Genomic DNA, 11973 nt, shown 5'->3' on the forward strand with positions numbered 1-11973 from the left:
CGGGCAGCTGGCCGACGCGGTGCTGGCCGATAACAAGCGGCTCGACATCTTCATCAGCAATGCCGGCATCGGATCGCAGAATGAAGGGCCGGCGCGGCAGATCAGCGCGGATGGTCATGAACTGCGTTTTGCGGTCAATTATCTCGCCGGCTTCCTGCTCGCCTATCGGCTGCTGCCGCTGCTCAGGGCGAGTGCGCCATCGCGCATCGTGAATGTGGCCTCGCTCGGCCAGCACCCGATCGACTTCGACGATGTCATGATCACGAAGGGCTACAGCGGCAGCCGCGCCTACGCGCAGAGCAAGCTGGCACAAATCATGTTCACCATCGATCTCGCCGAAGAGCTGAAGGGGACCGGCGTCACGGTCAATTCGCTTCACCCCGCGACCTACATGAACACGACCATGGTGCGGGCCGGCGGCATCACGCCGATCTCGACGGTGGAGCAGGGCGGGGAGGCGATCCTGCATCTTGCCGAAGGCGACGATGTCGCGGGCAAGAGCGGGCTGTTCTTCAACGGCATGAGCCAGGCGCGAGCCAACCCGCAGGCCTATGACGAGGCCGCCCGCAAGCGGTTGCGCGCGCTCAGCCTCGAGCTGACGGGCCTGACCGCGGCATCGCGCGTCTTTAACGCGTAGCCTCCGGTTATGGTTAGCGGAGTGTTGAGATTGGATTTTGCGGCCGGTTGATGCGTCGGCGCCGAGGCAATCGGTTTAACCTTTACGCGTCTTTAATGGCGCGTACGTAGGGTTCTGTTGTGCGGCTCGGGGTGGGCTGCGCCATCGTCCAGAACGGCCGGTCGTTCGCTACGCGTTGGAGTTTCCCATGGATATCATGACGGGCGCTGGGCTCGTGTTCGGCATCATTGTCATCGCGGTGATGGTCTTCATGGGCGGCGATCTGCACATGTTCGTCAGCGAACATGCGGTCATCATCATCTTCGGCGGCTCGATCGCCGCGACCATGATCAGGTTCCCGCTCAGCGCGATCCTGCACGGTCTGCCGCTGGGCGCGAAATTCGCCTTCACCATGAGCCGGCTGTCGGCGCGCGACCTGGTCGACGAACTTGCCCGCATCGCGGAAATCGCGCGCAAGCAGGGGCCGGTCGGCCTGGAAAAGGTCGAGACCGACGAGGCCTTTCTGGCCAAGGGAATTCGCTATGTCGCTGACGGTTACGATCTTGAATTCATCCGCGACAATCTCGAGCGCGACCGCGACAATTTCCTGATGCATCTCGACGAAGGTGGCAAGATCTACCGCGCCATCGGCGACTGCGCGCCGGCGTTCGGCATGATCGGCACGCTGATCGGCATGGTGCAGATGTTCGCCAACATGACCGACCCCTCGAAGCTCGGCCCGTTCATGGCGACCGCGTTGCTGGCGACGCTCTACGGCGCGCTGGTCGCGAACCTGTTCTGTCTGCCGATCGCCGACAAGCTGCACGGCAAGCTGCTCGATGAGGAGACCAACCGCACCCTGATTATCGACGGAATTCTGATGATCCGGGACTCCAAGAGCCCGACGCTGGTCCGGGAAATGCTGCTGGCCTACCTGCCGGAGAAGCACCGCCACGAAGAAGGCGAGCCGGTCCCGGCCTGATCGGGCGGTAACGACGGTCCGGAAAGCAAGCGATGGCCAAGAAGAAACGCGGCGACGCACACGGAGGAGGCCACGGCTGGTTCGTGACCTTCGCCGACCTCATGGGCCTGATGATGAGCTTCTTCGTGATGCTCGTCGCCTTTTCAACCATGGACAACAACAAGCTCAAGATCGTCGCCGGCTCGATGCGCGACGCGTTCGGCGTGCAGAGCGAAGCGCGCTTCAGCGGTATCATCGAATCCGATGGTCTGCCGACACGGCCGAAGCTGAAGAACGCCGACCACATTCCGCCGGAGGAAGCATCCAATACCCCGACCCCGGATGACCAGGAGCGCAGTGTCGCCCAGGGCGCCCGCCTGAAAGTCGATCACGAGTTCGCGCTTGCCTCGGCGTCATTGCGGCAGGCGTTGCAGGACATGCCGGAACTGACCGAAGTCTCCAAACACATCATGTTCGAGGAAACCAAGCAGGGCCTCAATCTGGAAATCGTCGACCAGGACGGCCGTTCGATGTTCGCCGACGGCTCCAAGGCGCCTTACGACCGCACCCGCCGTCTGATCGAGAAGCTTGCAATTCCGCTCAAGGCGACGCCGCTGCGCCTTTCCATCGTGGGTCACACGGCGGCGGGTTTCGTCCCGATGCGAAGCGACTACGGCGCGTTCGATCTGTCGGCGGATCGCGCCAATGCGGTGCGCCAAATTCTCGAGCGGGAAGGCGTGCCGCCCGGGCACTTTTTTGCGGTGTCCGGAAAGGCCGATACCCAGCCGTTGTTTCCCGACGATCCCACGCTGGCGGCAAATCGGCGCGTGACCATCACCCTGATGCGCGAAGATCCGCCACTGCCTCCCGGCCTGAAGCCGTAGGCGCAACTACTATTTTACCGGCACAGATCGTGACAGGTGTGACGCTGCGGAGACAGGTGGCGCCACCGGCGGCTGCTATGCTCGACCCGTTGACAGGCTTTCCCGGAAAGCGTCGATAGCCGGCCGGATCAAATCAATCGATAGAGCGTTTTCCATCATGGCCGTCAGCGTCACATCAACCGAAGCCCAGGACGGGCCGGTCACGACGGGCTTTTGGGCCCTGACGCTGGGAAGTATCGGCGTGGTCTTCGGGGATATCGGCACCTCGCCGCTCTATGCATTCCGCGAGGCGGTCGCGGGCGCCGCGCAGGGCCAGCCGGTTACCCGCGTCATGGTGCTCGGGGTGCTGTCACTGATCCTGTGGGCGCTGTTTATCGTCGTCACCGCGAAATACGTGCTGCTGCTGTTGCGCGCCGACAATAACGGCGAGGGCGGCACGCTGTCGCTGATGGCGCTGGGGCAGCGGGCGCTCGGCCGCAGAAGCTGGCCGCTGCTGGCGCTGGGCGTCGTCGGCGCATCGATGTTCATCGGCGATTCCATGATCACGCCGGCGATTTCGGTATTGTCCGCGGTCGAAGGTCTCAAACTCGCAGCGCCGGCGCTCGAGCACTATGTGGTGCCGCTGACGGTCTTTATCCTGGTCGTTCTGTTCGCGGTTCAAAGCGGCGGCACCGCGCGGGTCGCCTCGGCCTTCGGGCCGGTCATGGTGGTCTGGTTTGCTACGCTTGCGGTGCTGGGCCTCATTCATATCAGCGACGACCCGTCGGTGCTGGCCGCGATCAATCCCTGGTACGCCCTCGATTTCCTGCTCACGCACGGCACCATCGGATTGGTGACGCTGGGAGCGGTCTTTCTCGCGGTGACCGGCGGCGAGGCGCTTTATGCCGATCTGGGTCATTTCGGACGCAAACCGATCCAGGCCGGCTGGCTCTATTTCGTGCTGCCCTCGCTTCTGATCAATTATTTCGGCCAGGGCGCGCTGGTGCTTTCCGATCCCGCCGCGATCGAGAATTCCTTCTATCGGATGGTGCCGGAAATCCTGCTGTTGCCCCTGGTCGGGCTGGCGACCGCGGCGACCGTGATCGCGAGCCAGGCGGTGATCACGGGGGCCTATTCGCTGACCCGCCAGGCGGTGCACCTCGGCCTGTTGCCGCGCTTCGAGGTTCGCTACACCTCGGAAACGCATGCCGGCCAGATCTATCTGCCGCGCGTGAACCGGCTGCTGTTGATCGGCGTATTGCTGCTGGTGCTCTTGTTCCGCACTTCGAGCAATCTGGCTTCCGCCTATGGCATCGCCGTCTCCACCACCATGGTCGCCGACGGCATCATGGGTTTCGTGGTGATCTGGAAATTGTGGAATTGGCGCGCCGCCACCGCGGCGGCGCTGATCGTGCCGTTTGTCGTCGTCGACATGACGTTCTTCAGCGCCAATCTGTTGAAACTGCTCGAAGGGGCGTGGGTGCCGCTGCTGTTCGGGATCGTCATGGCCTTCATGATCTGGACCTGGCGCCGGGGTACTGCGATCCTTATCCTCAAGACCCGGCGGATTGAAGTTCCGCTCAACGATTTGATCAAGAGCCTGGAAAAGCGTCCGCCTCACATCGTCAAGGGCACCGCGGTGTTTCTCACCAGCGATCCGAGTTTTGTGCCGACGGCGCTGTTGCACAATCTCAAGCACAACAAGGTGCTGCACGAGCACAACGTGATTCTGACCATCGAAACCGCGCAGACGCCGCGGGTCGACCTGGCCGGGCGGGTCCGGATGGAAACCATCAGCGACCGGTTTTCGACCGTCCGGCTGCGCTTCGGCTTCATGGAATCCCCGAACGTCCCCAAGGCGCTGGTGATCGCCCGCAAGCTCGGCTGGCAGTTTGACATCATGTCGACGTCGTTCTTCGTCTCTCGGCGGGCGCTGAAGCCCTCGGCGCAGTCCGGAATGCCGCTATGGCAGGACCATCTGTTCATCGCGATGAGCCGGTCGGCCAACGACGCCACCGATTATTTCCAGATTCCGACCGGGCGGGTGGTTGAAGTCGGCACCCAGGTTACCATCTAGCGATTTATGCATTTTTGCATGGCATGGGCACAAAATGAGGCTAGTCTGTGTGGCAAGCGCAGGACTATAAGCCGCCCTCGCTTTGCTACCATGCAGTGAAGCTTTTTGAGGCCTCCACCTAAATGACCACCGATATTGTAGTTCCCGTCCCGGAAACGGCGGCGGCCGAAGCGCATGGCGAAACCCACTCCACCGCCGGCTTCAAGGCGCTGATGCTGGGCAGCATTGGCGTCGTCTATGGCGACATCGGCACCAGCCCCCTTTACGCGTTGCGCGAGGCCGTCGTGGCGGCCAGCGCCGGGGGCGTGGCCACTCCACAGGCTGTGCTCGGGGTCGTGTCCCTGATCCTGTGGGCGCTGATCATCGTGGTGACGCTGAAATACGTGGTGATCCTGCTGCGGGCGGACAACCATGGCGAGGGCGGAACGCTGGCGCTGATGGCGCTGGCGCAGCGCGCGGTCACTTACGGCGGCAGTGCCATCGTGCTGCTCGGGATCGTCAGCGGCGCGCTGTTCTACGGCGATGCGGTGATCACGCCGGCGCTGTCGGTGCTTTCGGCGATCGAAGGTATCAAGCTCGTCACCGAGGCGTTCGAACCCTATGTGGTGCCGCTGACGGTACTCATCCTGTTTGTGCTGTTTGCGGTTCAGTCGCGTGGCACGGCGCGCGTCGCGGCTTTCTTCGGGCCGGTGATGTGCGTCTGGTTTGGCATCATCGCGATCGCGGCGATCACCCCGATCATGCGCCATCCCGAAATTCTGCTGGCGCTGAATCCGGTCCACGCCGTTTCGTTCATGCTCCATCACGGCATCATCGGGTTCGTCACGCTCGGCGCCGTGTTTCTCGCCGTCACCGGCGCCGAGGCGCTCTATGCCGACCTCGGGCATTTCGGCAAGCGCCCGATCCAGACCGCGTGGCTCTTCATCGTGCTGCCGTCGCTGGCGCTGAACTATCTGGGGCAGGGCGCGCTCGTCATCGGCGACCCCAAGGCGGTCGAAAACCCGTTCTTCCTGATGTTTCCGGACTGGGCCCTGATTCCGATGGTCGCTCTCGCCACCCTGGCGACCGTGATCGCGAGCCAGGCCGTAATCACCGGCGCCTATTCGCTGACGCGTCAGGCCATTCAGCTCGGCCTGCTGCCGAGATTCGAAATTCGCCATACGTCGGAAGCCCATTCCGGGCAGATCTTCATCCCGCGCATCAACATGCTGCTGCTGATCGCCGTGGTGCTGCTGGTATTGATGTTCCGCTCTTCGAGCGCGCTGGCGTCGGCCTACGGCATTTCCGTGACCGGGACCATGGTGGTTACGGGCATGATGGGATTCGTCGTGATCTGGCGGGTCTGGAAATGGTCGCCGTTCGCGGCCGCGGCGCTGATCGCGCCATTCCTGTTCCTGGATCTCACCTTCCTTGCCGCGAACCTTCTGAAAGTGCTGGAGGGCGGCTGGGTGCCGCTGGCGCTGGGCGCCGTGGTGATGATGCTGATGTACACCTGGCGGCGCGGCAGCCGGCTCTTGTTCGAGAAATCTCGCAAGCTGGAGTTTCCGCTGGCCGATCTGGTATCGATGCTGGAAAAGCGGCCGCCGCAGCGGGTTTCTGGCACCGCCGTTTTCCTGACCAGCGATCCCATCAGCGCGCCGACCGCCCTGATGCACAGCCTGAAGCACTACAAGGTGCTGCACGAGAAGAACGTCATTCTGACCATCGAAACCGCGCCGACGCCGCGGATCGACCCGGTCGAGCGGGTGAGGCTGGAGGAGATCAGCAAGACCTTCTCCAAGGTCACGCTGCGGTTCGGATTCATGGAATCGCCCAACGTGCCGAAAGCGCTGGCGATCGCGCGAAAACTGGGCTGGCAATTCGACATCATGTCGACATCGTTCTTCCTGTCGCGCCGCGCGCTCAAGCCGGCGGCGCATTCCGGCATGCCGCGCTGGCAGGACCATCTCTTCATTGCCCTGAGCCGCACCGCCAACGACGCCACCGATTATTTCCAGATCCCGAGCGGACGGGTGGTCGAGGTGGGAACGCAGGTAACGGTCTGATCATGGCCATCATCAAACTGGCTGCCGGCGCTTGATTTTCGCCGCCTGAGAGGCGAGGTTGGCGCCGAAGGCGAGCCCTCGGTAATCACTACTGAATTTGCTCGTGCCGACGCTGGGAGGAATCGAGTGGGTCAACAGGTCACAGATTTGGCGCCGGAAGACGTTTCGAAGGGCATGGCGGAGGGACGCTACCTCCTGGTCGACGTCCGCGAGCCGAACGAGGTGGCCGCCGAGGCCTATCCTGGCGCCGTCGTGGTTCCGCTCTCCAGTTTCGATCCCAAGGCTATCCCGGATCCCGGGGGCAAGCAGGTGGTGTTTGCCTGCCGCTCGGGGAAGCGATCGGTGACGGCGTCGCTCGCCGCCCAGGCCGCGGGCCTTGCCTACGACAAGCATCTTGCGGGCGGAATGCTGGCCTGGAAGGCCGCGGGATTGCCGACCAAGACCGGCGGCTGACCGGCGCCATGACTTCGATGAACAAGGTGTTTGCCGAGCTGCCGGTCACGATTTTCGAGGCCATGTCGCAGCTCGCGCGCGACAACAACGCCATCAATCTCGGTCAGGGCTTTCCCGACGATCCCGGCCCCGAGGACATCCGCCGCGCGGCCTCGGATGCGGTGATGAACGGCTACAACCAGTATCCGTCGATGATGGGCATTCCGGAGCTGCGGCAGGCGATCGCGGCCCATTACGGGCGCTGGCACGGTCTTGCCCTCGATCCCATGGCCGAGGTGATGGTGACCTCGGGCGGCACCGAAGCGCTGACCAGCGCCATCCTTGCCGTGGTCGAGCCCGGCGACGAGGTCATCGTGTTCCAGCCGGTCTACGATTCCTATTTGCCGATCATTCGCCAGGCCGGCGGCATTCCGCGCCTGCTGCGCCTCGAACCGCCGCATTGGCGGCTCTCCGAGGAGATGCTGCGAAGCGCCTTCAACCACAAGACCAAGGCGGTCCTCTTCAACAATCCGCTCAATCCCGCCGCCGTGGTCTATCCGCGCGAGGACCTCGAATTGCTGGCGCGGTTCTGCCAGCAGTTCGATACCATCGCGATCTGCGACGAGGTCTGGGAGCATGTGGTCTTCGACGGCCGCGAGCATATTCCGCTGATCACCATTCCGGGCATGCGCGAGCGCACCATCAAGGTCGGCTCGGCCGGAAAGATCTTTTCGCTGACCGGCTGGAAGATCGGCTTTGTCTGCGCGGCGCCGCCGCTGCTGCGGGTCGCGGCGAAGGTGCACCAGTTTCTCACCTTCACCACCGCGCCCAATCTTCAGGCCGCGGTGGCTTATGGGCTCGGCAAGCCCGCGGAGTATTTTCATCAGATGCGCAGGGATCTGGCGAAGAGCCGCGATCGCCTCACCGCCGGCCTCGAAAGCATCGGCTTCCCGGTGCTTCGCTCGCAGGGCACCTATTTCCTCACCGTCGACCTTTCGCCGCTCGGCCTCAACGAGACCGACGAGGCGTTCTGCCGGCGCATCGTGACCGACTACAAGGTGGCGGCGATTCCGGTGTCGGCGTTTTACGAGCAGGATGCCGTCACCTCGGTGGTGCGGTTCTGCTTCGCCAAGAAGGATGCAACCCTCGATACCGCGCTGGAGCGTCTGTCCGACGCGGTGCATCGCCGATAAGAGGTCAGGAGATGTGCGACCGGAGCCGGTACCCCATTCGATATGCCATCGCGACGGCCGCGCTGCTTGCGGCGCTGTCGCCGCCCGCTAAGGCCGAGCAGCGCACCGTCAATTTCTACAACTGGTCGAACTACATGGCGCCGGGAGTGCTCGAGGACTTCACCAGGGAAACCGGCATCAAGGTGGTCTACGATACGTTCGACGCCAATGAGACGCTGGAAACACGCTTGCTCGCGGGCAAATCCGGCTATGACCTCGTCGTTCCCACTGCCTATTTCCTGCAGCGCCAGATCAAGGCCAATATTTTCCAGAAGCTCGACAAATCGAAGCTGCCGAACCTCGTCAACGCCTGGCCGGTGGTGACCGAGCAACTCGCCATCTACGACCCCGGCAATCAATACGCCGCCAATTACATGTGGGGCACGACCGGCATCGGCTACAACGTCAAGATGGCGCAGAAAATTCTCGGTCCCGGCGCCAAAATCGACAGCTGGGACATCGTGTTCAAGCCGGAGAACCTCGCCAAGTTCAGGGATTGCGGCATTCACATGCTGGATTCCGCCGACGACATCTTCCCGGCCGCGCTGGGCTATCTCGGTCTCGATCCCAATTCGACCAAACAGGCGGACCTTGAAAAGGCCGCCGATCTCGTCACGAAGATCACGCCTTATGTCCGCAAGTTCCATTCATCGGAATATCTGAGCGCATTGGCGACGGGCGAGATCTGCTTCGTGGTGGGCTGGTCGGGCGACATCATGCAGGCGCGAAGCCGCGCCGCGGAGGCCAGGAACGACATCGAGATCGGCTATGCCATTCCGAAAGAGGGCGCGCAGATGTTTTTCGACAATCTGGCAATTCCGGCCGATGCCAGGAACGTCGCCGAAGCCTATGAACTGATCAACTATCTCTACCGGCCCGACGTCGCGGCGAAAAATTCCGATTTCCTGTCCTACGCCAATGGCAATCTGGCGAGCCAGAAGCTGGTCGATCCGAAGATACTCGACGACAAGAATATCTATCCGGACGAAGCGACGCAGAAGAAACTGTTCGTGATCACGGCGCGCGATCCCGCCACCCAGCGCATCATCAACCGGCTGTGGACCAAGGTGAAGACGGGCAGGTAGTTCTCCTCATCCTGAGGAGGCGCGCAAGCGCCGTCTCGAAGGATGGCAGCATCGGGGCTTTCATGGTTCGAGACGCGCGAAGACGCGCTCCTCACCATGAGGATCAATACCTCACCGCCAGCGACGGTGCAGCCACAGCCATTGATCCGGATATTCGCGGATCCAGCCCTCGACCACCGAGGTGATCGCCTGCATCGTGCCCTGAACATCGATTTGCCCTGACGCGTCACGCACCGGCTGTATTTCCTCGGAGAGTTCGGCGCGGAAGCGATGGCCGGGCAGGCGGATGATGCGGACGCCATGGATCGGGCACTCGATCTGCCGCAACAGCCGCGCCAGCGTCGGATTGGCCTTGGTCTTGCGGCCGAAGAACGTCACCTCGACGCCGTTGGCAAGGTACTGGTCGACCAGCATCGCCACGTGCTGACCGTTCTGCAGGGCCTCCGCAAGCCGGAGCGGAGCGTCACGGCCGGCCGGGATCAGCGTTCCCATTTTGACCGCGCGGATCTCTTCGATGATGCGGTTTGCGGAAGCGCTGTTGGGCCGGCGAAACAGGATCGAGGCATCCAGCCCATGCGCGACCGCGGCCACAGCCGGCAGTTCCCAGTTGCCGAGATGGCTTGCAAAGATCAGCGCCGGCTTGCCGTCGAGCCGCAGCTGCGCGAACAATTCGTGGGTGCGCGGCTGAATTTCGATCCGGCTGTCCTCGGGGTGCGCGGGATCGTGCTCCCAGACATGGTCGAGATGGGCGAATTCGGCGCCCAGCCGTCCGAGGTTGTCCCAGACGCCTGCCAGGATGGTCTCGATCTCCTCCGGTGATTTTTCCGGGAAGGCGGCGGTTAGGTTGGCGCGGCCGATCTTCTGCTCGCGCGTCAACGGTCCGATCGTGCGCAGGATCCGGCCGAACAAATTGGCGGTCTTGATCGGGTCGAAATAGCGGGTGGTGCGCAATAGCGCGATCGTCAGCGCGCCGACAGCGGCTTCGCCGAGCGGCTTGGTCGCGTCGCGCAGGCGGGCTTTGGTGCGAAGCAACAGGGGGTGCATCAGAAACCAACGACGATTTCGGTCGTGTGTGTATCGCCGGTTGGCATGACGTCAATCGCCGGCATCTGAAGGCTTGAGCCGGTCAAGCCGGTTCGCGCGTCAAGATCAGCACGGCATTCTGACCGCCGAAGCCGAACGAATTCGACATCACGGCGGTGACGCGGGCGTCGCGGGCCTTGTTGGGAACCACGTCGAAGGGGATCGCCGGATCCGGAACGTCGTAATTGATCGTCGGCGGAATCCGCTGGTGCTCGAGCGTCAACAGCGAAAATATCGCTTCGACCGCGCCGGCCGCGGAGAGGGTGTGGCCGACCATCGACTTGTTGGAGGATACCGGAATCCGGCCGGTACGCTCGCCGAACACCGTCGAGATGCCCAGATATTCCATCTTGTCGTTTTCCGGCGTTCCGGTGCCGTGGGCGTTGATGTAGTCGATCTGGTCGGGATCGAGGCCCGCATCCGACAACGCATTGCGCATGCATCCGATGATCGGCTTGCCGTCGGGGCTGGAGCGGGTGCGGTGGAACGAGTCCGCCAGTTCGCCGCAGCCGGCGACGATGCCGAGGATTTTCGCGCCGCGGGCGGTAGCGGATTCGAGGCTTTCCAGCACCAGCGCGCCGGCGCCTTCCGCCATCACGAACCCGTCGCGGTTCTTTGCGAACGGACGCACCGCTGCCTGCGGCGGGTCGTTGTGGGTCGACAGCGCCGACAGCAATGAGAATTGCACCAACGCTTCCGGATTGACGGAGCCATCGGTGGCAACGCACAGCGCGGCGTCCGCCTCGCCACGGCGGATGGCTTCGACGCCGAGCTGAATGGCGCTGGCGCCGGAGGCGCAGGCGGTCGAAAGCGAGATCGGCGAGCCTTTGGTGCCGAATGTCTCGGCGAGATGATCGGCGACCGAACCGAACTGGAACCGGTGATGATATTTTGTGAATCGTGCATCGCCGCTGACGCGCAGGAGGGCGTCGTAATCGAATGCCTCGTCGCCCCCGACCGCGCGTCCGAGCTCAAACCGCTGCGGCCATTCGACCTGCACCGGCGCAACGGCGAGGAACAGCGGCCCGGGAAAATCGCCTTTACTGCCGATGCCGGCCTCGGCAATGGCTTCCTCGGTGGCGATATCGGCCAGCCGCTCCGAAAGATCGGTCGACGAAAACGGCTCGACGGGAACAAAATCGACCGTGCCGGCCATGGTCGTCTTCAGGCCCTCGGTGGGAAAACGCGTGATGGTCCGTATGCCGGATTCGCCCGCGGTGAGCTTTTTCCAGTTGTCGGCCTTGCCGGCGCCGAGCGATGTCACGACGCCCATGCCGGTGACGACGACAATCGGCCGTCCGAGTTTATCGCGTGGTGCTGTCATGTTTTCCCCGCCCGCCTGGAGCATGATCCGGAAAAAAGGGAGACCGGTTTTCCGAAAAGATCACGCTCAAACCAAAGGATAGCGCCGGAGTCCGGTTCAACAGCGTTGAGTCGGACGCTGGCGCGTTGCTCACTTGATCGATTCGACCAAGGCCATGCCCTCGCCCCGCCAATGACCGGCCCCCACCACCACAATCTGGGACGGCGGCGCCGACATTTCAACCTCCAGCCCGGTCGGATCGTTGGGCGGAAACAG

10 protein-coding genes and 1 pseudogene are annotated in these 11973 nt (G+C 63.1%); 8 read left to right on the forward strand and 3 right to left on the reverse strand.

Going from position 1 to position 11973, the window contains the following annotated elements; translation table 11 throughout:
• From QZ213_RS15665 to QZ213_RS15700, 8 genes are all read left to right on the forward strand, one after another.
• A partial coding sequence (locus QZ213_RS15665; RefSeq protein WP_291686996.1) for an SDR family NAD(P)-dependent oxidoreductase occupies positions 1–637 on the forward strand: 637 nt, incomplete at its 5' end.
• A 187-nt stretch (positions 638–824) separates the two neighbouring features.
• Positions 825–1598 (forward strand): MotA/TolQ/ExbB proton channel family protein, encoded by a 774-nt coding sequence (locus QZ213_RS15670; RefSeq protein ID WP_291686997.1) that lies wholly within the window; start codon positions 825–827, stop codon positions 1596–1598.
• Positions 1599–1630: 32 nt separating this feature from the next.
• Positions 1631–2461 carry a flagellar motor protein MotB gene (locus tag QZ213_RS15675; protein WP_291686998.1) on the forward strand — a complete coding sequence of 277 codons (831 nt, stop codon included), beginning with the start codon at positions 1631–1633 and terminating at the stop codon, positions 2459–2461.
• Positions 2462–2618: 157 nt separating this feature from the next.
• Positions 2619–4517, forward strand: a complete 1899-nt coding sequence (locus tag QZ213_RS15680) for a potassium transporter Kup (protein ID WP_291686999.1) — start codon at positions 2619–2621, stop codon at positions 4515–4517.
• 122 nt (positions 4518–4639) lie between these two features.
• Positions 4640–6562, forward strand: coding sequence for a potassium transporter Kup (locus QZ213_RS15685; protein ID WP_291687000.1), 1923 nt, complete (start codon positions 4640–4642; stop codon positions 6560–6562).
• A 126-nt stretch (positions 6563–6688) separates the two neighbouring features.
• On the forward strand, positions 6689–7015 hold the full coding sequence (locus QZ213_RS15690; RefSeq protein WP_291687001.1) for a rhodanese-like domain-containing protein: 327 nt from the start codon (positions 6689–6691) through the stop codon (positions 7013–7015).
• A gap of 8 nt (positions 7016–7023) precedes the next feature.
• Positions 7024–8187, forward strand: coding sequence for an aminotransferase (locus QZ213_RS15695; protein WP_291687002.1), 1164 nt, complete (start codon positions 7024–7026; stop codon positions 8185–8187).
• Between the two features lie 11 nt (positions 8188–8198).
• Entirely contained in the window at positions 8199–9311 is a 1113-nt protein-coding gene (locus QZ213_RS15700; RefSeq protein ID WP_291687003.1) for a polyamine ABC transporter substrate-binding protein, read from the forward strand.
• Between the two features lie 111 nt (positions 9312–9422).
• Here the strand turns inward: QZ213_RS15700 and QZ213_RS15705 are convergent, their stop codons facing one another.
• From QZ213_RS15705 to QZ213_RS15715, 3 genes and pseudogenes are all read right to left on the reverse strand, one after another.
• Complete coding sequence (locus QZ213_RS15705) at positions 9423–10355, reverse strand: lipid A biosynthesis lauroyl acyltransferase (RefSeq protein ID WP_291687004.1); 933 nt, start codon at positions 10353–10355, stop codon at positions 9423–9425.
• Between the two features lie 82 nt (positions 10356–10437).
• Entirely contained in the window at positions 10438–11718 is a 1281-nt protein-coding gene (locus QZ213_RS15710; protein WP_291687005.1) for a beta-ketoacyl-ACP synthase, read from the reverse strand.
• A 129-nt stretch (positions 11719–11847) separates the two neighbouring features.
• Positions 11848–11973, reverse strand: a pseudogene (locus QZ213_RS15715) (beta-ketoacyl-ACP synthase); the annotation flags it as partial.

This window comes from Bradyrhizobium sp. (assembly GCF_017881085.1).
GTDB lineage: Bacteria > Pseudomonadota > Alphaproteobacteria > Rhizobiales > Xanthobacteraceae > Bradyrhizobium.